This window comes from Candidatus Nitrosopumilus sediminis (assembly GCF_000299395.1).
In the GTDB taxonomy this organism is placed as follows: Archaea; Thermoproteota; Nitrososphaeria; order Nitrososphaerales; family Nitrosopumilaceae; genus Nitrosopumilus; species Nitrosopumilus sediminis.
Genome location: NC_018656.1, coordinates 164,408 through 187,423, shown reverse-complemented (window position 1 = coordinate 187,423; position 23,016 = coordinate 164,408). Strand labels below are relative to the sequence as shown.

The following is a 23,016-nucleotide window of genomic DNA, read 5'->3' as shown; positions in this document are numbered from 1 at the left end:
TCAATTCTGTTAACAATTTAGTGAGATCAATTGATCCTAATTAATCACAGGCTGATCGGGCATGATTATGCACAGTTTTGATTTTAAGATATAGGATATCACAATAACCAATTCGGATTTATTAAAGGGATTTAGTCATTGGTACACATGATTGCAACTGGAATGTGGGTAGAAAAGTATCGACCAATGAAACTTTCTGAAGTTGTTAATCAAACGGAAATTATTGGAAGTCTAGAGGCTTTGATCAAAGATCCAACAGATATGCCGCATTTGATGTTTTCAGGGTCTGCAGGAGTTGGAAAGACTACAGTCGCGTTATGCATTTCAAGACAGATTTTAGGAGATTATGCTAAGGACTATACACTAGAGCTAAATGCATCTGATGAAAGAGGTATAGGAATGGTCAGAGAAAAAGTAAAGAAATTCTCTAGATTTGCAGGGATGGGGGAGGTACCCTTCAAGATAATCATATTAGATGAAGCAGATGAGATGACTGCAGACGCTCAAACAGCATTAAGACGAATTATAGAAGATACTGCAAAAATTTGTAGATTCATTTTCATCGCTAACAATATTTCAAAAATTATCGACCCAATTCAAAGTCGATGTGCCACATTCAAGTTCACATCAATTCCAGAAGAAGACGTGATTGCAAGACTGGAAGAAATTGCCGAAAATGAGAAGGTGAAATCAGACAAAAAGGGACTCAAAGCAATATATGATTATTCAGAAGGAGACCTAAGACATGCAATCAATCTTTTGCAGGCAACTGCCAGTCTTGGTGCAATTACAGAAGAGCATGTAAAGTCTTCTGCAGGATTGACAAAAACTACTGATGTTGATGAAGTTCTAAAAATTGCACTTTCTGGAAAAGTACCTGAAGCTAGAGAAAAGATGATTGAATTAATCAAAGTTTATGGAATGTCAGAATCAGACTTTTTAAAATATCTAAACTCTGCAGTATTCAAATCAAAGCATGACAAACTTGCAGATATTCTTGAAATAATTGCAAAGTATGATTATAGAGTTCTAGTTGGAGCAAATTCTGAAATTCAATTATCTGCAATGTTAGCAGAACTAGCTAAAGTAGAAAATTAAAAACGCAGAGAGAGGGATTTGAACCCCCGTATGCTTGCGCACACAGGCTCTCAAGGCCCGCGCCCTACCGAGCTAGGCGACCTCTGCAAAAATTCTTGGATAATAGCGGTTAAAATCTGTTGAGGTAAAATAGAAAAATAAGAAAAAAGAAAAAAATTCTTTTTAATCGTGTGCGTGTGGGTTTTCAGAACCAGATTTCATAAGTACATATGTTCCGGCTGCTTTCTCGTGCCATTCTTGGTTAGCAGATTCGATACGAATTGCTCCTTCAGGACAGATCTCTTGACAAGCCATACAAACTGTACAATCATGTTCTCTGATTGGTTGTGATTTGTCTGTATAATCTAATCTTTCGTCTTGTTCTGTCTTGCCAGTACCATCAAAAGTTTCTCCCAAGCATTTTTCAGCTGGAATATCTTTTTCAGTTCTGTACCATTGGAATGTTTGGACTGGACATACACTCATGCATGATCCAGCTGCTACACAAGAATCCCAATCGACTGCAACAGTAGTGCCATGAATTCCTAGAGGAACTTGTTTTTCTCCTCTTGCTTCATAGGCTGCTTTTACATCATCGTTTGAGAATGCGGCACCATTTGGATTTCCTTCACCCCAAATCCAATGGAAATTCTCACCATCAGAGTGGCTTGTTTTTCCTTTTGGTTTTACATCGTTGTGACAAAAATCTTCTGGTATTACTAAGTCTGCCATACAATACAATATTTTAGAATATTATTTAAAGCTAGACAAAATTAGTGTGGACTAAATTCAAAAATAATATAAAAATCAAAAATTTTCAGGTTTAGATTCAAAGGATTACAAAGTTTTTGCAGCACTTTCGTGTTTTTCAACATTTGACTGATCAACTTTGATAGCTGCTGGAGGACATACTGAAACACATGCCATACACCAGATACAATCATGTTCTCTGATCGGATCTGCCTTATCAGTAAGATCTTTGCGTTCATCTTTTACATCACTACCAGTTCCTGCAAAGGTTTGACCAACAACATCTTTTGCTGGAATATCTTTTTCGGTTCTATACCACTGAAAAACTTGTACTGGACAAGCTTCAATGCAAGCACCATCTGCAACACAAGAGTCCCAATCTACTGCAACCATTGTTCCGCTTACACCAAGAGGAACTTGCTCTTCTCCTCTTGCTGCATATGCTGCAACAACATCTGCATCTGCTAATGTTTCAGCTTGTGAGCCATCAGTGTTTTTGGTTTTACCTGGACCCCACATGATATGGAAATTTCCATCATCGAGGCTAATTTTTCCAAGTGGCTTTAGGCCTTCAGGGAAATTTTCTGCTATTGGCATGATACAATTTTCTTGGTGTTATTATTTAAAGCTAGATAGATATGCAATTTGCCGATAAGTGAATAATCGATCAATTACGAAGGGGAATTTCCTTACGTTCATAACGATCAAAGATCAATTCTCTGGATATGGATATTATCAAGTTTGATGTGTATAGAGGACCTAACCTTGGAGTGTACATCAGTGTTAACAATAGTATTGGGTTAGTCCCAATGGGATTTGCTAAAACCAAAGCTGACAAACTTGCAAAATATCTAGATATTGAAATTCATCACACTGCAATTGCAAATACAAGATTAATTGGAGCATTGTCAGTAATGAACAATAAAGGAGTTTTACTACCAACTACAGCTTACCAAAATGAATTTGATTATTTGAAAGCAGAAACTGATTTAGAAGTTGGAGTCCTAGATACAAAATTTAATGCACTTGGAAATGTAATCTGTGCAAATGACAAGGGGGCAGTTGTATCTCCATGGTTATCAAAACAGGATTGTCAAACAATTTCAGATGTTTTGGGAGTAGAAGTAATTCAGAAAAAAATTTCAGGGTTCAATCAGACAGGAGTTGTTCTTGTTGCAAATAATTCAGGTGCTGCCATCCATCCTGAAGCAAATGAGGAAGACATGAAGACCATAGCAAATGTGCTAGGCGTAAAAATAGAACAGTGTTCAATCAATAATGGTATTCCATATGTATCATCAGGCATTTTGGTAAATGATCACTGTGTAGTTGTGGGTTCTTTGACTAGTGGGCCTGAGATCATGATGTTAACTAGAGCGTTTCTAAATTAAGAATAGATTTTGGATCTTCAGTCAGTTTTTCTAATGAGATAGTTCCCTCGGTTCCGTTTACCATATCCTTGAGAACAACATTTCCATTTTCTAGTTCTTGTGGCCCTACAATTATTGCAAACTTTGCATTTGTTGCAATATCCATTTGTTTTTTCATGTTACGTCCTGCCAAATCAATGTCAGTTGGAATATTATTGAGTCGTAATAATGATGTAATAGAATGTGCAACTTTTTGCATCTCTTCATTGATGTATAATACTGCAATTCTACTTTGTTTTGATTCAGGAATTATTTTTTGCTCTTGCATTGTTAGCATTATTCTTTCAACACCACCTGCAACTCCTGTTGCACCAATGTCTTCTCTACCAAATGCTTTAGTTAGTGTATCATATCTCCCTCCACCAGCTAATGCACCAAGTTTTGAATTTTTATCAAATACCTCAAAGACAATTCCTGAATAGTAATCTAATCCTCTCACAATTCCGAAATTAATTCTAATGTTTGAAACTCCTCTGTTCTCTAGTGAGTCAATTAATGCTTTGAGTTCATCCCAAGATTCTAGTTGGGAAACATCAAATGCTTTTTCTACTTCGTGTATAGTTCCTTTGATTTGTGAGAACTCTAGAATTTTTTCTAGTTTTTTAGTTTCGTATCCTTTCTCTTGAAACTCCGTCAGGATTTGCTCTTTTGATTTTTTTGCAATTTTGTCAACTGCACGCAAAATATCTGCAACTAATTCTGGATCCTTTGAATCAAATACTTTGTTGATGTAAGATTCTACAAGATTACGATGGTTGATATCAATTGTGATGTCTTTGAGTAACAGAGAATCAAACAATCTAGATGTAATTTCTATGATTTCAGCTTCTGATTCAAGGCTGGCTTTGCCATAAATTTCAATATCCCACTGGTGAAAGTATCTGTATCTTCCCTTTTGTGGCTCGTCATATCGAAATACCCCACCAAATGCTGAGATTTTTGCTGGAAGCTTCATTGACTTCTGAGATGATGCATATCTTGTGAGTCCCATCGTAAAGTCAAAACGTAATGCCACTTCTCTATCCCCCTTATCTTTGAAATAATAAATCTCATCACGAATTCCAGGACCAGATTTTGTCTCCAATGTAGAAAGTAATTCAATTGGCGAGGGATCCATAAATGAAAATCCATACAAATTTGATAACTTCTTGAAATGTGACCTAATGTGTTCAATGTTTGCATTTTCTTCACCCTCAAAATCTTTCATTCCACGTGGTAGTTCCAAGATGATTAGATGTTAGAGAGTAGTGATTTAGATATTTCTGTGATAATGGGCAATAGGCTTAATTGAACACAAAGAATTTGGAGAATATCAACATGAGAGTAACTGTAAAAGAAGGATGGAGTGAGAAAAGCAAGATGGCAGTTTTTGCCATTATTGGAAGTCTAGTTGCAATTATTGCTGTTGTAATATTAGATTAGCTTCTTTTTAGAGAGAATGCAGATAGCCAGTAGTGCATTATTTTTCTGTTCAACTCTACAAATGCATCTGCATTATCATTCCATGTTTTAGTCATATTTTTCGTATATTCAATATTTGAAATTGCAAGTTTGTTGCATACTGTACGATACTTTGTTGTTTCTTCGCCCATTGTGTTTAGAATTTCTTTTGCTGCCTTTGGTATTTTGTATCCTGAACTTGACAGAAATTCTGTGTATAGTGAGGTGTTTGAATCCACTGCATGTCTCCAAGATTTGTAACATTCATTTTGTAAATCAAATAATGTTTGTTGAATATGAGGAACTGTGTGTTCAAGTTCTGTGAAATATTTTTTATTAATTTCTTCAAATATGTTAGAGTCTTGATTTTCAGTCATAATTTTCCTATAAAATTTAAGAATTTAAGATTATTGAATAGATTCAAGGCGGGTTTCATTTTGATTTAATCGATAATGGCCTTTGACCATACTTTATGAAAATTAAGTTTGCACTTTCTATAAGGGATTGAACATAAGGATAGTTTGGATTACCTATCAGATCATTTTTGATGATGCTCATATAATGTCTTTTTTGTTTTACTTGACGTAGTTTTTTTGATTTTGATGCTTCATAGTTTTTCAAATCACTCAAGTTTGCCGAAATATCACAAAGCTTGAGTAGTTTTGCATTAAATGATGCTTCTTTGAGTTGAATCACATATGCTTGCTCTCGTTTTTTTCTAGGCAAAGTCATATCTTTAGATAGTGATGAAACTATTACTGTAATCTCACTTTCAAATTGTTCATACAAGTTATCAAAAGTGGTATCAGTGTTCTCTATTGTATCATGAAGCCATCCTGCACATAGCAATTGCTTGTCAATCACACCCAAACTTTTGAGTCTATTCACCACATCATCGAGATGTTTTGAATAAGGGGTGATTCCATCTATTTTAAACTGTCCTGCATGTTTGTTTTTTGCAAATAATTCAGCACTCCTTACTAGATCCAAAATAATATTCTACCATTGCTAAGATTGTTTTCTTCAATATTAGCCAAGTAAACTATTATTTCAAAGAAAAATATCATCAAATCATGCAAATTGAGAAAACAATTCTTGCGGTGGACCTTGAAATTTGCAGAATTGTTAATGGAATGTGGCAGGTTGCAGGAGGTCACGGTCAGATTGATTCAAAATCTGCAATAGAAGATATGGAAAAATATCAAGATGCAGGATTTACAACATGGGATTTGGCAGACATTTACGGTCCTGCAGAATCATTAATTGGAGAATTTAGAAGAAAAATTGGAACAGAGAGAAAATTTCAAGCATTAACAAAATTCGTTCCAAATCCAGGACCAATGAGCAACAGCATAGTATCTCACCATATTGAGCAGTCATTGCAAAAAATGGATACAGACTGTATTGATTTGCTTCAGTTTCATTGGTGGGATTACAATGATCCAAGTTATCTGGATGCATTGAATAACTTGTCAAAATTACAAAATGAAAATAAAATCAGGCACATTGGACTCACAAACTTTGATACTGAGCGAGTGAAAATTATGAAAGAGCAAGGATATCAAATTGTTTCAAACCAAGTTCAGTATTCCATTTTAGATCAAAGGCCAGATAAACTGATGGCTCCATTTTTTGCAAAGCATGGAATTCAAATTCTATCTTATGGTACATTACTTGGAGGGTTCTTCTCTGAAAAATATCTAGGAGCAGATGAGCCACACAGGGGCAACCTAATCACAGCTAGTCTTCAAAAATACAAAAACATGATAGATGTGTGGGGAGGATGGCAATTGTTCCAAGAGTTGTTATCTGTGCTAAACAACATTGCACAAAAACACAACTGTAGTATCGCAAACGTTGCAACACGATTTGTGTTAGACAAACCACAAGTTGTAGGAGTAATCATAGGCGCAAGACTTGGAATTGTAGAACATAGAGATGACAATTCCAAAGTCTTTGATCTAAAACTAGACTCGCAAGACATCTCATCAATAAACAGCATAACTGCTAAATCAAATGACTTGTTTGATATAATTGGGGATTGTGGTGGAGAATACAGATAAAAATTCAGACATGGAAATTTATACGATAAAACAATTACCAGCATTACTTGACTGAGAAGGTTTTACCAAAGGAAGATTCTGATTTTAGTCTTCCAGGAAGAATAGATGAAAGTAATTCGGCATATTTCGAACCTGAAATAGAATTAAAATCAAAAAGCAAGGCACTTGCCATTTTTGGAATAGCCTTTGTACTAGTTGCTGCTGGAGTCTTTACATATTATTTTCTAAATCAAAGTGAGATTGATTCACAGATTTTAGATAATACTGCATTTAAGACGCTAGAGGAGAAGATGGTAGAACACTACGGTGTTGGACAGTTTGGAAGTGAACATGCACATGCAGCATTGGCAGTATTTATCAACGGAGATAAAATTGATTTTTCCCATCCTCAGTTTCAGATTCAAAGCAAATACATCCATTTTGAAAATGACAACTCATATTTGATTCACAAGCACGCAACTGATGTTCCATTGGATATGCTTTTTGCGTCATTTGGACTAGAGATCACACCTGAATGCATTGTTTTAAGGTATGAAGCAGATACAAGAGAGTACTGTACTGATTCGGAAAACACCATGGTATTTTTGATAAATGGTAAATCTTTTCCAAACATAAATCTCTATGAGATAAGACATAACGATAGAATTTTGATTTCGTTTGGTAATTCAGAGTTAGTTTCAGAGCAGTTGAAATATTTAGAAGAACTTGAAATTCATGACATACCAAAAAGTAGTAAAATAATTTCTGGAAAAGACATCTTCGTTTGATTATACAAAACAGTTCCAATGAATAGTGATCCTTTTAGGTAATAATTCAAAGAAAAATTATGGTCGATTGTGCTCACACTTGGAGAAAAAAACTTCGACTGCAAGAACTAATGGTTGTTGCAAAAAGAGAGATAGATGCAGGGGAAGAGATTGATTTGGTATATGAAAGATTAGAAGATGAAATGGAAGCACGTTGGAGATTTGTCAGCAGCACAAAGCGACAATATTTAGAAGATATAAAGAGAATTTTGGCAAACAAGTATGTTTTGACTGTATGAAATTAGTTTTTAAGATATGACGTACTATTGAATACATGGTACTTGCATACATTGGAATTGCAATAGGAGTTTTGATAGTAGCGATCTTGATTGTAAAAATTGCAAAGACCAATCCACGCGATGTTGCAGGGATTGATGTGTATTGCAGAAAATGTGGCCTTGAGACAAGAGGACTAAATTGTCCAAAATGTGAGAAAAAATCCAATTCATTTGGAGTCTAATTCACATTGTGTAGTGATGCTTTAGAATAATTGTGAGATTTCCTCATGTCAGAATTAATTACAGAATATTTTACCTGTAAAATTTGTCATCAGAATCACCCTATCACATGAAGAGGTAAAAGATATGCCAACAACATGTAACAGTTGCTGGTTAAATTTGGAGATTTTGAAAAGATATGAAGATCCTGGCTTGAAAGGTAAAAATTAATTATTTTTAAGATTGTTTGGAGTTTGTATCGTATTGGGCTCAATACTTGATTGTCAATGTTCAGAATGTGATTGTAAAGTAAACTTTGAAACTATAGAAGGTGAAGAACTGCTCAACCTCATACAACATGGAAGATTAACCGAAAAGCAAACAGTATTTTTGAAAACAAGAGTATGCAGTAAAATTTGCAAGCAGTGCTTTATAGGCAAACACAAGTGAGAATTTGCAACAAGCTAAAGTATTTGATTTGTTGTTTTTGATTATGAAAGATTCAACGAAAGGAGTAATAGTGATAATAATTTCAATTATTGCATTTTATGGCATCATGAGTATATTGTGGAGATTGTGAAAAAAGATCTCATATCTAACAGAATCTAAAGGAGATGAAATTGTTATTTCTTGTTGATGCAATGCTTGGCAATATTGCAAGAAAATTACAAATATTTGGATATGATTCGGAATACAAATCGAATATTGATGATTTAGAATTAATTAAAAAAGCAAAAAACGAACAAAGGATAATTATTTCAAAAGACAGAGAGTTAATTATAAAAGCAAAAAAGCAAGGAATAATTTCTGTTCATATAACTAAGGAAAATGAAATTGAACAATTCTTAGAAATTCTTGAGCAAATTTCTTTAGAATTGGATGCCGTTTCTGGAGACAGAGCAAGATGCACAAAATGTAACTCTCTAACATCACAAATTGACAAATCAAATATTTCAGATAAAATCCCACAAAAAGTTTCAGAATTTAATGATAAATTTTGGAAGTGTAATAACTGTGATCAAATCTATTGGGAAGGAACGCATATCAAAAAGATGCAAGAATTTCTAGAAAAGATAAAACTAGGACGTAGAGCATAAACGCATAATTTTTTGAGCGGTTTTATCAATATCCACATTAGGTTCTGCAGAGATAAAGAGAACTTTATCACCATACAAGAAAGTAAAAGTAACCACATTCTTTCTTCTTGCAGCAGCATATTCTACTGGCCCCAGATTTTCATCAAAATCTTGCCTAGTCCTAATTCTTAAAACTGCTTCAATGAACATTTTTTTTCTCTCTGATTCGTCTTTTAGAGGCTTAACTCCATCTGAAAATGAACCTTCAACAAGGTTCCCCATCATGTCCAAAAATCCAGCAAAACGAATTTCAGGTTCTTTCAACAACAGTTTACATTTTTGATTCAAGGATTCACTAGACATGTTTTATCAACTAGTAGTCTATCATTAAAACCATAATTAAATTGTCAACATTGAATATTACCAAATGTAATATGTGAAATTTCGTACAAGATTTGGTAATAAAATAAACAAATTTTCATGATCATTATGATATTATTTTTATTTCATAATTACATACATGTCACAGGTAGTAATCAACTAGTAAGAACATTGAGGGATCAGAGTTGATGTTTGAGCCACAACAGAGAGTTGTCAAGGGATAACTACTTGGCTTTGATTACTATCTATTTTAAAATAAATTTTAAATTTATTTCTAAATAAAATTTTTAATTATTAGAAAAATAAGATCTGATTATTGAATAAGTATACAATGATCATTGGTATAGGGATTGGAGCAATTATAATAATGGGCATAATTTTTGGCATGGATATTTTAAAATTATCTGTGACTACTCAAGATTATGATATTTTTGTTGATCCAGTTTTAGACAAACAAAGCTTGTTTGTAATGGGGCGTGTTACAATTCAAAACACAGGCTCATATTCATTAACTAATGTACGCGTAAATTTTGGTGATGGGGATACTCTTGATTTGGGTACTATCAAAGCAGGTCAAAAAATTATTGTTTCGCCACCTCCTGAAAACTCTATGCAATTTGTGATGATTAGTGCAGATAATGATATTTTTGTTAGTAAATCATATCGAGAAATGCCAAAGATGGTTGGCATGATGGGATCTTGATATTTTTAATTTTTCAAATAAAATATTCTGCTATACTCTAATCAGCAAGATAAATCAAATGATATGATCAAAAATTACACATATTTTTCATATAATTGAATCAGCATTGAATTGATTTTCTCATTTTCATGATCTCCCCAAGAATCTGACTTTATTCTGATGTGAATATTGTTTTTCTCAAGATTTTTTGTGACCATTGGATACATCATGCCAATAAAGAAAGATTTCTTGTCCAAATGCATTTGCTCTGCTTTGTGCTGAAAATAACTAATCCATTCAGATTCTTGATCTTGAAAGGTTTCAAAGATTATAGATTGAATTTTCTCCTCAATTTCTTTATTCAATGTATTATAGATACATATTATTGATTTAGATCTTTCTGTAATTTTTGAATATGAAATAAATATCTCTCAGAACATATTATTTTATGGTAAAAAGCATTAGCTGCTCAGATGCAGGAAAAGACTGTTCATGGTCTGCAACTGCAGAATCTGAAGAAGAATTGATGAGTAAAGTTACAGAACATGTCCTATCTGATCATAAGGAGATAGAACTCAATGCAGAAAATATTGCAGGCATTAAATCATTAATCAAAGAAGTGTAACTATGCAGAACTAGGCAATTTTTTAATCAACCCTAGCTGTAGCACATTAAAAAGAAAAAGATTAGTTAGCAGGAATTATAATTCCTCTATCTATCATCTTAAGTGCTGAATCTGCTTTGAGGCACATTGCTACACCGTTTGATGCTTTCATTACAAGACTGTATCCTTCACGACATTCAACTTCTGTAGCATCAATGCCAGCAGTCATTTGCATACGTGGAGAAATCCATGCTAGTTGCATGTCTTTTGCCTTTTCAATGAATTCTTCTCTGAGTTGTTGTTTTTCCTCATAAGTTAGTTCTGAAGATCTTTCACGGAGTTCTGACTTGAAGGCTTTCATCTCAGCTACTCTATCATGAATTGTAGATTTGCGTTCATCAGACATGTTAATTTTCATAGATACCATATGATTTTTGAACTTCATTTTGAGTTCAGACTTTCTCTCGTCTAGATCATCATGTTTTTCTTCGTATTTCATTCTGATTTCCTCATGTCTCTCATCAGAGATGTCATGTTTGTACATGATCATAGCCTTTAGACGATCAGAATTTTCAGATAGTTTGGTTTTTGCAACATCAGACATGTGATGTTTTGCTTTGTCTGACATTCCATCAAAATCATACATTTTGTTGTCATGATGTTCTTTCTTGTATTCTTCTCGCTCTTCAGATGTCATTTCACACCATTTAGATGCATTATAAACAAATTCTGCATCAAAAGTACTTGCTGCAAGTTCTGCATCAGTTAATTTACAAAACTTATCATAATTCATGTACATATTGTCAGTCATCTTATCTTTCATGTATGCTTTGTATTCATCCTTATGTTCTTCAATGAAATTTATTCTATCATATTCATCTAATGAACAGTAAGTGTTCATTTTCTCTACACGATCTTCTGCTTTACCATGTTTTGTAACAAATGCTTTTCTGTCTTCATCAGACATTTCACAGTAGTTTTCCAGATGCTCTCTCATGTCTTTTTTGTAATCCATGACATAGTCTTTATAATAATCTCTGAGTTCTGCTCTGATTGTATTTCCATGCTTTTCGATTAGTTCATCAATTACATCTTGTTCTTCTTCAGACATTTCACAGTAGTTTGTCAATCTATCTGAAAATTCTGCCAGTCGTGGATGATCTGCTAGTAATTGACGTTTTTCTTCATCATTTAGTTCACAGTATCTATCAAGCAAGTCATCAAGATCAAAATCGCGTTCTCCAGGAAAGTGTTCTCTAATGAATTTGTCAATTGCATCTTCTCTGTCCTCTTCAGACATTTCACAGTAATTGAGTAATCTTTCTGCAAATTGTTCTAGTCTATGATAGTCTGCAAATAATTGACGTTTTTCTTCATCATTCATTTCACAGAATTTTTCTAATCTGTCATCAAGACCATGTTTGTCATTATCATCATTTACAAAGACTGTACCATCATCAGTCATGCATTGTTCTGGAAAAGATTCCATTATTGGATATCCAGCTTCAACACAGTCTTCAAAACTATCAATGATATCATCTGATTCTGCAAATGCTATATTTCCAGCAGTTACACCGGTAAACATGATCAGTGAAAAAACAACGCTTAGAAGTTGTGTGCTTTTCATTACAAATATTTCAATTCTTTTAATATAAAGAATAACGGATCAGATCATAGTAAGTATTATTACATAAGATTTGATTTTTGAGGCTAATTTGTGTCTAGGATGAAGCGATAAACTCGAAAGTTGTTTCAGCGAAATTATTTGCACCATAAAATGCCTTTATGGTGTATGTGCCACTTACCCATAATGATCCATCAGCTAAAATTGTATGTGTGAATGTACCGTCAGAATTTACATCAATTTGTGCAATATCAACTCTATCAGAATCTGTAACTGTTTGAAGAATTACAGGTGTTCCTTCATGGATATCCAAAACAGTACCTGAAATTATAATGTCATCACCTGAAAAGTAAACATTAGTTGGAGTCGAAACTGTTAGTGTTGTAATAATTGGAATATCATCAGTTGGAATATCAATTTCTGAATCATTGTTTGTATCATCTTCTATATTACCAGATTCTGATGTACCGGTTTCTTCAGACTCAGTTAGTCCCAAGTCACCAATTCCACTGAGGAACCATTGGCTTGCAATTTTACTTTGGGGAGATAGAATTTCAATATCAGCTGATTCAGTATCAGAGTTAAATTCTTCAGATAAGTTGATGTTTAGTTTCAAAGTTCTAATTTCACCAGTATTGGATACTTGTGCAATTACAACCATGGAATCTTTATCTCCACCAGATCCAGATGAGGATAGTCTTGCTTTACCAAAGACAATATCATAAATGTCTTCTTCACCAATTGATATTTCACCACCTGTTACACGGAACTTTTTGGCCTTATCACCAGTAACTTGATTTTCTAAAAATAATTGTCCATTTAGTGTTTGAGTATTTAATGAATTACCAATTTCAGAGGCTCCTCCATCAAAGGAAAGTGTAAATGATTTAGTTACAGTGTCTTTATTTTTGAGATTTCCAAAGTATTCTCCGCTTTCATATTTTTCTAATAATTTTTGAAGACGTTTTTCCATTTTTTGGATTTTTTGTTCTAGATCTTCAATGATTTTGTTTGCCCTTTGTTCTGAAAATTGGGCCTTTTCAGCTAGTTTTGCTTCTCGCTCAGCAAACTTTTCTGCGTTTCTAGCTTGTTTCTCGTCTCGTTTCTCTTGTGCTTTGGTTAGTTTCTCGTCTCGTTTCTCTTGTGCTTTGGTTAGTTTCTCGTCTTTTTTAGATTGTTTAGATTCATTTTCCTCATCATCTTCTTCGGATTCTATTTCAAATGTTATCACACTTGAGACTTGATCTTCAGTTAAACCAGTTAAGGTGACAATTTCATCAATGGTTGTTTGTTCATCAATCCATTCAATTTCAAATTTTGATTCTTCATCATTAATCTCAACTTTAATTTTTGCAAATCCATCTTCTACTTCCACTTCAATTTCAATTTCTTCTTCAAGTTCATCTTCTACATCTTCATCATGAGAATCGGCAAATGCAATTAGAAATGATGTATTTGGACCATCGTCATCAATTGAAATGAGATTAGAGCCGGGATAAGATACCATACCTAATACTAATACTGAAAATAAGAATAATGTGTTAATTGTTCCCACGATAATCAATTTATTAGTTAATTTGTTAAAAGCCTTGCGCATCATTAGTAGTTATTTTCAAAATATGTAACAGTATCATAGATAGAGTCATTTGGAATTAATTTGGACATAAACCACAAGTAGGTGTAACATTTGAACACGCATTTTGTTAAGTAAAAAAAATTACATTAGACATTATGAAATACATTGGAAGAACAAAACTAGACCACGGAGTTGTCATACACTACCAAAATAGTTCTGGCAACATAGAGTCCTGTTTTATTGAAAATTATTCATCAGATTAATTTAATCATGCTAGCTGCAAAATCTATTGGATATGATTCAAACCCAATGATAGGGTTCGATACTCAAAAGGTATCTAAAATTATCAATTTACCAGAGGATCATGTTATTTCAATGTTAATGGAAATTGGAAAGCAAACAAAGCCTGCAATGCAACGTGGAGGACAACTTTCATTGGACAAGGTAGTGTTTACTGACAAGTTTACATAAAAACAATAATTTAGAATAAACTAAAACAAAATAAAAATTGAAGACAATTCAATCATTAAACAAAAAAATTGCCAGATGTCAAAAGTGTCCCAGATTATCAGTGTATATCAGAGATGTTGCAAAAAATAAGGTAAAACGATTCAAAGAGGAGAAATATTATGGTAAACCCCTATCAGGATTTGGGGATATCAAGGCTAAATTACTGATTGTTGGGTTAGCTCCAGCAGCTCATGGTGGAAACAGAACAGGTAGAATGTTTACAGGAGATTCATCAGGAGACTGGCTTGCCAAAGTAATGTACAAGCACGGATTTGCATCCATTCCAACTAGTCATACTGCAGACGATGGTTTGTTCTTATACAATGCATACATTACTGCAGCAGTAAGATGTGCCCCGCCTCAAAACAAACCCACAAGAGAAGAGATGGAAACTTGTTTTGGATTTTTAGAGCAGGAAAAGGAAATTCTAAAAAACATTACAACTATACTTTGTCTTGGAAAAATAGCATATGATGCAACTTGTAAATTGTATGGTGTAAAACCAGAAAAGTTTGGACATGGCAAATTATTCAAATACAAAAATTTCAAAATTCTAACATCATATCATCCATCAAAACAAAACACTCAGACAGGTAGGCTTTCCTGGACTCAGTGGTCTGCAGTATTTGCAAAAGCAAAGAAATTAACAAAAATATCGGATTAAATAAGGATTAGGATCTCCTTTTTATTTGATAACTGTGTATAATACAATTGAAAGCTGACACAATTTCCTATTGTCTGAATACTGGTAATTGTTTACCGGTCTGAGCATACAGCAGGACTGTGTAAAGGTTAATCCGCGCCGGTCAGCTTTCAAATTTTTAAAATGTATTAAATCAAACCATACCATGAATATCAAGATTGGATGTACTGGTTGGAGCTATCAAGGATGGTCAGGAACATTTTATCCAAGAAATCTAAAGAGTTCAGAATGGCTAAAATATTATTCTCAGCTTTTTGAAATTACTGAAATAAACTCCACGTTTTATAGAATTCCAGCTCAGGAGATTGTAAGGAGGTGGAATATAGATACTCCAAGACATTTTAGATTTACAGCAAAATTTCCATCAATTATCACACATGAAAAGAGATTAGATAGGGTAAATTCAGAAGTTTTTTCATTTTTGGCTTCTCTTTCTCCAATTTATGAAAAAGTTTCAGCTCTAGTTTTACAGTTGCCTCCATCATTGTCATTTGAAGAGGCAAAACCAAGATTAGGGGAACTTTTTGATTTACTTCCTAATGATTTTATGTATCCTATTGAAGGAAGACATGAATCTTGGTTTTCAGAAGATGCAATCACATATCTGAAACAAAATAAACACTGTCTTGTATGGAATGAAGTTATAGGAGTGGACAATCCAATGCCAATTACATCAGACTATCTATACATTAGATTGATTGGAGATCGTTCTATACCAGATTCAGAATTTGGTAAAGTTATAAAAAACAAAGACAGTCTTATTTCAAGTTGGGCAAAAAAACTAGAAAAAATAGAAAACATTCCACTTGCAATGGTAATGGCAAACAATCACTTTGAAGGATTTGGTCCAGATACTGCAAATTCTTTGAGAATGCAACTTGGCATGCAGGAATTAATTTGGGATGAAAAAAAACAAAAGACTTTGGGTAACTTTTAAAACAGAAATTCTTCAACTACTAGGGGAGTATTGAAGAATTCCTGCCATCATCCAACAAAACAATCAGGATGTTAATTATGATAGGGTTTTTTTGATATTTAAGGCAATGGTGTTATTGCACTAGTGCTAAGACCAATTGCGGCTCCAAAATAATATCCAGATAAAATAGTTCCACTTGACCAAACACATGAACCGCCAAATGTGTATAATACAAATTTTGGAATTTTCATTTTGAGTAATCCTGCAGGAATTGAAATCATTTCCCTCATCAAGGGAACCATTCTTCCTAAGAATACTGCTTTGTCACCATATTTCTCAAACCATATTTCAACTCGCTCTAATTTTTTGTCATTTACTTTAACAAATCTCAGATAACGAAGTAAAACAACACGTCCAAGTTTTAATGCAATTAGATAGATAGCCGATGTTCCAATAGTGGCTCCAATTGCACCTAGAATAATCATCGGAATTAATCCAATCAAAGTCACACCCTGCTGAGATGCCAGAAAGCCTGCAGTTGGAAATATTGCCAAAGTTGGAATTGGGGGTACTATGGTCTCAAGTAAGGCTGCTAGAAATATTCCCTCGTAAAGATGCTCCCCTAAGAAATCTGCAATCCATATAAGAAGAGAATCAAAGGGTTCCATTTGCTTCTGGCAATGAAATCCTACTAAATTACCTTACGAGTAAAAATTACGATATACTAGTCATATTTTATACAAAAATCAAGGTTTGAGAAAAACTTTCAGAGTGTCAGGTTTTTTTGCATGTTCAATAGCTTCTGAAAACTTTTCCAAAGGATAGGTAGAATCTATCATAGAATCAACTGAAACCACACCTGTTGCAAGTGCATCAATTGCAGGTTTGAACAATCCACAGCGAGAACCAATCAAAGTAATCTCATTGATTATTGTAGGAGTCAAGTCAAGGTTTTCCCTTGATGCAATAGTGGATTTTAAAATTACAGTCCCACGAGGCTTTATCAATTTCATAGTGTCTGCAAATCCAGAATTACTTCCAGTAGCTTCTACTACCAAGTCAAAAGATTGTTCATCAGACTTTTCAATACCTATTTTTATTTTAACTCCAATGTTTATCAAACTCTCAAGTTTGTTTTTGTGTTTACCAAAACATGTAATGTTTGGACATGTCAATTTTAGAACCCGTATAATTAACTGAGCTAATCGTCCATCACCGACAACTGCAACTCTCCATTGCGGTTGCAGTGATACTTGTTCCTTTATTTCAAATGCAGCAGCTAATGGTTCAACAAAGACTGCTTGTTCATCAGTTATATTATCAGGTATTACATGCAGGTTCTTTTCAGGTAACGAAAGAAATTCAGCAAATGCCCCATCCCTTTTCAAAATTCCAAGAACTGTTCTGTTAGGACAGTGTCTATCCATTCCTTTTTGACATGATTCACATGCTCCACAACCAGCATTGATCTCACCGACGACACGTTTTCCAATCAAATCAAAATTGTCTGCTTTTTCAACAGTTCCCACAAACTCGTGACCTAAAATTCCGTCATATGTCATATAGCCATCTAGAATTTCCAAGTCAGTTCCACAAATTCCTGCCAAATTGACTCTAACTATTACTTCCCCAGTATTTGGTTCAGGGTAGTTCTCTTCATATCTCATGTTTTTTCCATCAAAACATGTGGCTTTCATGAAAAGAACAATATTGTTTTCTAATTTTAAAATAGTGAAATTCTAAAAAAGATAAAGATTGTTTTAAATAATTTAGTTTAATCAAAAATACATGCCAAGAATTTCTCATTTTGATATTCCAGTAGACAATCCAGAAAGAGCACAAAAATTCTACAGAGATGTGTTTGATTGGAAATTTGAAAAATGGGATGGTCCTATGGATTACTGGATAGCAAAGACAGGAACAAAAGAGCCCGGAATTGATGGAGGAATGTCAAAGAGAATACCAGGGCAGATTGGAATGACCAATACGATAAACGTTCCATCAATTGATGAATTTGTAAAAAAGATTACTGGAAATGGAGGACATTTGATCATTCCCAAAATGGCAATATCAAAAGTCGGATGGTTTGCACAATGTACAGATACCGAAGGAAACATGTTTGGAATTATAGAGATGGATGAAAAGGCAGAGTAGTACCACCTAAATTAATAATCAGAAAGATTACAAATTTTCAATTGAGTTACAAGTTTTTAGATCATGCAACTGACGCAATAATTGAAGTCATAGCAAAAGACCTCAAAGAAGCATTTGCAGTGGCTGCTGATGCGGAAATCAATTTAACATTAGACCAAGATAAAGTAGAAGAAAAGGACCAAAAAAAATTCTCTGCAAATGGAAAAGATGTTCGTTATCTTTTGTTTAGTTGGCTAGAAGAGATCCCATTCATACTAATTACTGAAGGGTTTGCAATCAAAAGAATAGAATTTGAGATTAAAAAGAATGGCGAATATAAAATTGAGGCAACAGCATTCGGAGAGCCATTAGATGTGAAAAAACACAATTTTAAAGTGGAAATCAAAGCCCCCACATTTTACGATATGGAAATTAGGCAAAATAACGGTGTCTATATGCGATTTTTACTTGATCTGTAAAGATTGTAAATAATTCTTAGTCATTCCATAGAACAAATTATACGTGTTTTTTAAAAGACATAAGATCAAAAACAATATTGTGAAAACAAAATTAGGATTGTGGTCTATATTTTCATTAATTCTTTTAATGATTATTCCTGTACATGCAGATGTCACATCACTTTCGTTGGAAAAGAGTTTTTACACAATTGATGAAAATTTTAAGATTATTGGAACCCAGGATGGGCGAGAAATTGTTTATGTGATAATTCGTGATCAAACTGGGGATTATCGAGGAATGTTATCAGATCCTACAACAACTGATGGCGAATTTGATGTAATTCCAAGAGCTGTTTCATTATTCTTTGATAATGAAGGGATTTACAATGCCACAGCATTTACAGACAGTCAGAGAGAAGTCAATGGAACATCTATACTACTAGAATTTGATGGAAAGAAAGTATTTGAAGTTCCTAGTGTTGTGTTACAACTAAAAGGAATTTCAGATAAAATAGTTGAAGTTGAAAAAACCATAACATTTACTGCTAGTCTTACAGATGATTCAATAAAAGACGCAATTTTTAGTTTGGATAATGAACCTGCAGGGGCTACCATAGATCCTAAAACTGGAAAATTTGTATGGACTCCATCAAAATCGCATGGAAATATTCAAGACGTGCATTATAATTTTGACATCATAGTTAAGAAAGGAAGTCAGGAAGACAGAGAAAACATCACCATTACTGTGAAACAGGCATATGTTGAACCAGAGCCAAAAGAAATTGTTTGTCCTCAAGGTTTTGAACCGGTAAATGGGAAATGCCCAGATAAACCAGTCGTGGATTCTAACGAATTAAAAGTTGCATCATTTGTAGATGAAACTAAAGATCCACAGAGTTATGTTGATAGATACAACAACGAGGCAAGTTACAAGAAATGGTTTGATGAAAACTATTCACAATATTCTTCAATTTATGAGGCAGTCGGATTAGATGAGCCATTACTTATTCCAGCTGCATTTGTAGATGAAACTAAAGATCCACAGAGTTATGTTGATAGATACAACAACGAGGCAAGTTACAAGAAATGGTTTGATGAAAACTATTCACAATATTCTTCAATTTATGAGGCAGTCGGATTAGATGAGCCAAAAACATTAGCCCCATTTGTTGATCCAAATTTGGATCCACAGTATTATGTTGATAGATACAACAAGGAAACAACATACAAGAAATGGTTTGATGAAAACTATCCCAAAATGACAATTTATGAGGCAGTCGGATTAGATGAGCCAGAAATCAAAGAGCCAGATTTTGGTCAATGCGGTGAAGGGACAAGATTGATTGGAAATGTATGTACAATTTTTGATGAAATAGAATATGGTCAATGTGGTGAAGGGACAGAATTGATTGGTAAAGTTTGTGAAATCATTGGCAAAACAAAAGTAAAAGAAAAGCCATGGTGGCAATTTTGGTAACGATTGCAAAGTTAAGTTTTAATCACAATACATTTTGAGTACAATAAATGGGGAAATTAAGTAGAAATCTCAGAATTTGCGGAGATTGTGGAATTGCATATACGTCTGTTAGTTTTACAAAATACATTGATCAATGTCCCATTTGCAATTCGCGAAGATTTGAATCGATTCCTGTAAAATCAGCTGATGAACAACAACCATCATCACCCTCAACATAGATTTTTTAGTAGAAAATATAGTCAATACATATTGTCTGAAGACCCAGAAATTGCCAAAATTATGCAGAGAAAGATGGAGGAGATGCTCAAACCAAAAAATGAGCCCAAAATCGAGCCTGGAATAATAGATTTGAACGAGTCTAATTTTGACCAAATAGTATCTGCTGAGAATCCAACATTGGTAGATTTTTGGGCAGAGTGGTGTGGACCATGCAAATCAATGCATCCTGTATTTGAGAGCCTCTCAAAGAAATACCCAAATGTGAAATTTGCAAGAGTTAATGTTGATCAAAATCAAAACATCTCAATGAGATTTGCAGTACAATCAATTCCAACATTTATCATGTTCAAGTCTGGACAAATAGTTGATAAAATGATGGGGGCAGTAGGAGCTCCTGGAATTCATATGATTTGTAAAAAGCATTCACAGTAATTAAAAAAGATATTTGTAATTTTCAAGTAACATTAGTAAGCATACACAGGTTCTATCTCTCGTTGAATTCTAACTATATCGTTGAATACTTCTTGTTCTTCAGGACTAAGCTTGTGCATGAATTTTTTCAAGATTTGTTTTGCCTCATGTGATGGTGGAAACGTATAGTATACTTCTTCTTCAAAGATTTGTCTCCCTATTGTAACATCTTTTACAGAACATGCAACCTCATCTCCTGCTTTTGCAGAAGATACAGTCTTTTTGTCTAGTTGCAGTTGGTGAATATATCCTACTTTGTGTCCTTTCATATTCATAAATGGGATTTTGTGTTTGAGGTTTCCAACATCAACCCGTACACCAAACACTGCAGGATTGTTGTTACGAAATACCATTCCTTTCATAAAGGTAAATTTTGATATTGGTGTAAGCTCTGCAAACATTGCATCTTCTTCATTTGCAGAATCTTCTTCCACCCAAGCATTATAGTTGTCAATTAAGCTGTAGATTACTTTATCTTCAAATAATTTGATGTGGTTTGTTTCTGATTCCTCTTTTGCATCAGGTAATATCTTGACATTAAATGCCAGAACAACTCCAAGATGTCTATCTTTTTCTTTTATAGCTTTAGCTTCAATCACATCTCGTCTTGTTACAGGACCAATGTCTGCTTTAGAGACAGGAACTTGTGAGCGCTTTAGCATCTCCATTATGGCCTCAAGTGAGCCTATAGTATCACATTTTAGAATAACTCCATTTGTTTCAGTATCAACAAATACTGATTTCATTTCAGATTCGATCAGTTTGGTATATTTTTCAATCTCTTCATTATTTCTTGCAACATAAAGAGTACTTCCTGGAAGAACACCTTCAAGATCTGGGGATGCAATTTTCAAACCAGCCGCTGCCTCTACTTGAGGAACTGGTTTGAATTTGTCACGTGGATCACGCATTTCATCAAGAGGTTTTGGTAAAAGTAACGCTTTAGGTTTTGTAACAATTACAGCATCGCGTTTTGCAACAACAATACTGTCTTCTTTTCTTATTATTCCATCAATTAAAATTATATTTGCAGTCTGTCCGAGTCCTACTTCGTCTTTTACCTCAAGTACTATACCGCGTGGTTCTTTTTCATCTTGGTTGAGTCTTTTTTGAAGATACTGTTGAGTTAAACCAACCAAAACACTGAGCAATTCAGGAATTCCAACTCCAGAGCGAGCAGAGATTGGAACTATTGCAATTTCTGATTTGAAATCTTCTACACGATAAAATGCTTCAGACTTGTATCCTAGAATAGAAAGAGTTCCAACAACATCATAGATTTTTTGATCTAAATCGGCTTGAATTGATGCATCTTGTTCTTTGATTGCCTGAGAAATGAATTGGGTTTCAGACTTTCTCCATCCAGATATTTGATCACATTTGTTTAATGCAACAACAAATGGCACCTTTCTGCTTTGCAAGATTTTCAAACTTTCGTTTGTTTGCGGTTGGAATCCACGATTAACATCAACTACTAAAATTGCAATGTCTGCTGCAGAGCCACCTCTAGAACGCAGATTTGTAAAGACCTCGTGTCCTGGTGTATCAATAACTAAAATTCCAGGAACTTTGTTTTCAGCCTGCTCGAGTTTTTTGTATAGGGGTCCACACATTTCTTTAATCGTCTCAGTTGGAAGAAAACTTGCACCAATATGTTGAGTAATTCCACCTGCTTCTCTGCCTTGAACACCCGTTCCGCGAATTCTATCTAAAAGAGATGTTTTTCCAGAGTCTACGTGACCAAGAACTGCCACTATGGGCTGACGAATTTGCAAATCAGATCACTCAAATGCTACCCTCGATTCGTGATCAAAACTTTCTTGTGAATCTGATGCGTGAATAATATTTTCGCTAAATCCTAATCCAAAGTCTCCTCTAATGGAGCCGGGCTCTGCCTCAAATGATTTTGTTGCGCCAATCATAATTCTGGTAGTTGCAATTGCATTGTTTCCTTCAATGATTGCAGCTACAACAGGTCCTGATGTGATAAATGATGTTAGTTCTCCAAAGAATGGTTTGTCTTTGTGTACACCATAGAAATTTTCAGCTTGTGCTTGAGTAAATGTAAACATCTTTAGTTTCAAAAGTTTGAATCCTTTTTTCTCAAATCTTGTAATTACTTCACCTACTAGATTTCTAGCTACGGCATCTGGTTTTACAATGAATAATGATTGTTCAGTCAA

General features: G+C 34.1%; 30 protein-coding genes and 1 tRNA gene. 17 read left to right on the top strand and 14 right to left on the bottom strand.

Annotated elements, in window-relative coordinates; all coding sequences use genetic code 11:
• Positions 1-147: 147 nt before the first annotated feature.
• The gene (locus tag NSED_RS01115; RefSeq protein ID WP_014964406.1) at positions 148-1,098 is read left to right on the top strand and encodes a replication factor C small subunit; all 951 of its coding nucleotides are present in this window, start codon (positions 148-150) and stop codon (positions 1,096-1,098) included.
• 3 nt (positions 1,099-1,101) lie between these two features.
• On the opposite strand, the gene NSED_RS01110 is transcribed toward NSED_RS01115, so the two are convergent.
• From NSED_RS01110 to NSED_RS01100, 3 genes are all read right to left on the bottom strand, one after another.
• Positions 1,102-1,185: transfer RNA gene (locus NSED_RS01110), tRNA-Ser, on the bottom strand.
• A gap of 75 nt (positions 1,186-1,260) precedes the next feature.
• Complete coding sequence (locus tag NSED_RS01105) at positions 1,261-1,809, bottom strand: 4Fe-4S dicluster domain-containing protein (RefSeq protein WP_014964405.1); 549 nt, start codon at positions 1,807-1,809, stop codon at positions 1,261-1,263.
• A gap of 105 nt (positions 1,810-1,914) precedes the next feature.
• On the bottom strand, positions 1,915-2,424 hold the full coding sequence (locus NSED_RS01100) for a 4Fe-4S dicluster domain-containing protein (protein WP_014964404.1): 510 nt from the start codon (positions 2,422-2,424) through the stop codon (positions 1,915-1,917).
• A 128-nt stretch (positions 2,425-2,552) separates the two neighbouring features.
• Here NSED_RS01100 and NSED_RS01095 point away from each other — a divergent pair, with 128 nt between their 5' ends.
• Positions 2,553-3,218: a translation initiation factor IF-6 gene (locus NSED_RS01095; RefSeq protein WP_014964403.1), complete on the top strand. Its 666-nt coding sequence runs from the start codon at positions 2,553-2,555 to the stop codon at positions 3,216-3,218.
• Here the strand turns inward: NSED_RS01095 and hisS are convergent.
• The 3 genes from hisS to NSED_RS01080 form a co-directional block, all read right to left on the bottom strand.
• Complete coding sequence (gene hisS / locus NSED_RS01090; protein WP_014964402.1) at positions 3,199-4,482, bottom strand: histidine--tRNA ligase; 1,284 nt, start codon at positions 4,480-4,482, stop codon at positions 3,199-3,201. The two genes, NSED_RS01095 and hisS, sit on opposite strands and share 20 nt — an antisense overlap.
• Before the next feature lie 193 nt (positions 4,483-4,675).
• Positions 4,676-5,074, bottom strand: a complete 399-nt coding sequence (locus tag NSED_RS01085; protein ID WP_014964401.1) for a hypothetical protein — start codon at positions 5,072-5,074, stop codon at positions 4,676-4,678.
• Between the two features lie 55 nt (positions 5,075-5,129).
• Positions 5,130-5,687, bottom strand: a complete 558-nt coding sequence (locus NSED_RS01080) for an HD domain-containing protein (RefSeq protein ID WP_014964400.1) — start codon at positions 5,685-5,687, stop codon at positions 5,130-5,132.
• A gap of 83 nt (positions 5,688-5,770) precedes the next feature.
• Between NSED_RS01080 and NSED_RS01075 the strand changes: the two genes are divergently transcribed.
• The 5 genes from NSED_RS01075 (at position 5,771) to NSED_RS01055 (ending at position 9,100) form a co-directional block, all read left to right on the top strand.
• Entirely contained in the window at positions 5,771-6,760 is a 990-nt protein-coding gene (locus NSED_RS01075; protein ID WP_014964399.1) for an aldo/keto reductase, read from the top strand.
• A gap of 47 nt (positions 6,761-6,807) precedes the next feature.
• Positions 6,808-7,527 (top strand): cupredoxin domain-containing protein, encoded by a 720-nt coding sequence (locus tag NSED_RS01070; protein WP_014964398.1) that lies wholly within the window; start codon positions 6,808-6,810, stop codon positions 7,525-7,527.
• 59 nt (positions 7,528-7,586) lie between these two features.
• The gene (locus NSED_RS01065) at positions 7,587-7,805 is read left to right on the top strand and encodes a hypothetical protein (RefSeq protein ID WP_014964397.1); all 219 of its coding nucleotides are present in this window, start codon (positions 7,587-7,589) and stop codon (positions 7,803-7,805) included.
• 35 nt (positions 7,806-7,840) lie between these two features.
• Positions 7,841-8,026 (top strand): membrane protein, encoded by a 186-nt coding sequence (locus NSED_RS01060; protein ID WP_014964396.1) that lies wholly within the window; start codon positions 7,841-7,843, stop codon positions 8,024-8,026.
• A gap of 591 nt (positions 8,027-8,617) precedes the next feature.
• Positions 8,618-9,100 carry a Mut7-C RNAse domain-containing protein gene (locus NSED_RS01055; protein WP_014964395.1) on the top strand — a complete coding sequence of 161 codons (483 nt, stop codon included), beginning with the start codon at positions 8,618-8,620 and terminating at the stop codon, positions 9,098-9,100.
• Here the strand turns inward: NSED_RS01055 and NSED_RS01050 are convergent.
• Positions 9,083-9,442 (bottom strand): DUF6659 family protein, encoded by a 360-nt coding sequence (locus tag NSED_RS01050; RefSeq protein ID WP_014964394.1) that lies wholly within the window; start codon positions 9,440-9,442, stop codon positions 9,083-9,085. The genes NSED_RS01055 and NSED_RS01050 overlap by 18 nt on opposite strands.
• A gap of 349 nt (positions 9,443-9,791) precedes the next feature.
• Between NSED_RS01050 and NSED_RS01045 the strand changes: the two genes are divergently transcribed.
• Positions 9,792-10,163 carry a hypothetical protein gene (locus tag NSED_RS01045; RefSeq protein WP_014964393.1) on the top strand — a complete coding sequence of 124 codons (372 nt, stop codon included), beginning with the start codon at positions 9,792-9,794 and terminating at the stop codon, positions 10,161-10,163.
• Between the two features lie 74 nt (positions 10,164-10,237).
• Here NSED_RS01045 and NSED_RS01040 read toward each other — a convergent pair whose 3' ends face one another.
• Positions 10,238-10,507, bottom strand: a complete 270-nt coding sequence (locus NSED_RS01040; RefSeq protein ID WP_014964392.1) for a hypothetical protein — start codon at positions 10,505-10,507, stop codon at positions 10,238-10,240.
• Between the two features lie 83 nt (positions 10,508-10,590).
• Here NSED_RS01040 and NSED_RS10095 point away from each other — a divergent pair, with 83 nt between their 5' ends.
• Positions 10,591-10,767, top strand: coding sequence for a DUF1059 domain-containing protein (locus tag NSED_RS10095; protein ID WP_014964391.1), 177 nt, complete (start codon positions 10,591-10,593; stop codon positions 10,765-10,767).
• Between the two features lie 61 nt (positions 10,768-10,828).
• Here the strand turns inward: NSED_RS10095 and NSED_RS01035 are convergent, their stop codons facing one another.
• Entirely contained in the window at positions 10,829-12,373 is a 1,545-nt protein-coding gene (locus NSED_RS01035) for a hypothetical protein (RefSeq protein WP_014964390.1), read from the bottom strand.
• Between the two features lie 94 nt (positions 12,374-12,467).
• Entirely contained in the window at positions 12,468-13,925 is a 1,458-nt protein-coding gene (locus NSED_RS01030) for a hypothetical protein (RefSeq protein ID WP_016940021.1), read from the bottom strand.
• 261 nt (positions 13,926-14,186) lie between these two features.
• On the opposite strand from NSED_RS01030, the gene NSED_RS01025 reads away from it, so the two are divergent.
• The 3 genes from NSED_RS01025 (at position 14,187) to NSED_RS01015 (ending at position 16,096) form a co-directional block, all read left to right on the top strand.
• Complete coding sequence (locus tag NSED_RS01025; protein WP_016940020.1) at positions 14,187-14,417, top strand: nitroreductase family protein; 231 nt, start codon at positions 14,187-14,189, stop codon at positions 14,415-14,417.
• A 37-nt stretch (positions 14,418-14,454) separates the two neighbouring features.
• On the top strand, positions 14,455-15,120 hold the full coding sequence (locus NSED_RS01020; RefSeq protein ID WP_014964387.1) for a uracil-DNA glycosylase: 666 nt from the start codon (positions 14,455-14,457) through the stop codon (positions 15,118-15,120).
• A 184-nt stretch (positions 15,121-15,304) separates the two neighbouring features.
• Positions 15,305-16,096: a DUF72 domain-containing protein gene (locus NSED_RS01015; protein WP_014964386.1), complete on the top strand. Its 792-nt coding sequence runs from the start codon at positions 15,305-15,307 to the stop codon at positions 16,094-16,096.
• 98 nt (positions 16,097-16,194) lie between these two features.
• Here the strand turns inward: NSED_RS01015 and NSED_RS01010 are convergent, their stop codons facing one another.
• Together NSED_RS01010 and NSED_RS01005 are read right to left on the bottom strand one after the other, a co-directional pair.
• Complete coding sequence (locus NSED_RS01010; protein ID WP_014964385.1) at positions 16,195-16,743, bottom strand: DedA family protein; 549 nt, start codon at positions 16,741-16,743, stop codon at positions 16,195-16,197.
• Positions 16,744-16,821: 78 nt separating this feature from the next.
• Positions 16,822-17,772 carry an MDR/zinc-dependent alcohol dehydrogenase-like family protein gene (locus NSED_RS01005; protein WP_014964384.1) on the bottom strand — a complete coding sequence of 317 codons (951 nt, stop codon included), beginning with the start codon at positions 17,770-17,772 and terminating at the stop codon, positions 16,822-16,824.
• Positions 17,773-17,863: 91 nt separating this feature from the next.
• On the opposite strand from NSED_RS01005, the gene NSED_RS01000 reads away from it, so the two are divergent.
• The 5 genes from NSED_RS01000 (at position 17,864) to trxA (ending at position 20,794) form a co-directional block, all read left to right on the top strand.
• On the top strand, positions 17,864-18,229 hold the full coding sequence (locus tag NSED_RS01000; protein WP_014964383.1) for a VOC family protein: 366 nt from the start codon (positions 17,864-17,866) through the stop codon (positions 18,227-18,229).
• Between the two features lie 41 nt (positions 18,230-18,270).
• A complete protein-coding gene (locus tag NSED_RS00995) occupies positions 18,271-18,687 on the top strand; it encodes an archease (protein WP_014964382.1) in 417 nt (138 codons plus the stop codon).
• Positions 18,688-18,766: 79 nt separating this feature from the next.
• Positions 18,767-20,143 carry a putative Ig domain-containing protein gene (locus NSED_RS00990; RefSeq protein WP_014964381.1) on the top strand — a complete coding sequence of 459 codons (1,377 nt, stop codon included), beginning with the start codon at positions 18,767-18,769 and terminating at the stop codon, positions 20,141-20,143.
• A gap of 47 nt (positions 20,144-20,190) precedes the next feature.
• Positions 20,191-20,361, top strand: a complete 171-nt coding sequence (locus NSED_RS10390; protein ID WP_014964380.1) for a hypothetical protein — start codon at positions 20,191-20,193, stop codon at positions 20,359-20,361.
• A gap of 31 nt (positions 20,362-20,392) precedes the next feature.
• Positions 20,393-20,794 (top strand): thioredoxin, encoded by a 402-nt coding sequence (gene trxA, locus NSED_RS00985; protein ID WP_014964379.1) that lies wholly within the window; start codon positions 20,393-20,395, stop codon positions 20,792-20,794.
• A gap of 32 nt (positions 20,795-20,826) precedes the next feature.
• Here trxA and infB read toward each other — a convergent pair whose 3' ends face one another.
• Positions 20,827-22,608: a translation initiation factor IF-2 gene (infB, locus tag NSED_RS00980; RefSeq protein WP_076797498.1), complete on the bottom strand. Its 1,782-nt coding sequence runs from the start codon at positions 22,606-22,608 to the stop codon at positions 20,827-20,829.
• Between the two features lie 6 nt (positions 22,609-22,614).
• The gene (ndk, locus tag NSED_RS00975; RefSeq protein WP_014964377.1) at positions 22,615-23,016 is read right to left on the bottom strand and encodes a nucleoside-diphosphate kinase; all 402 of its coding nucleotides are present in this window, start codon (positions 23,014-23,016) and stop codon (positions 22,615-22,617) included.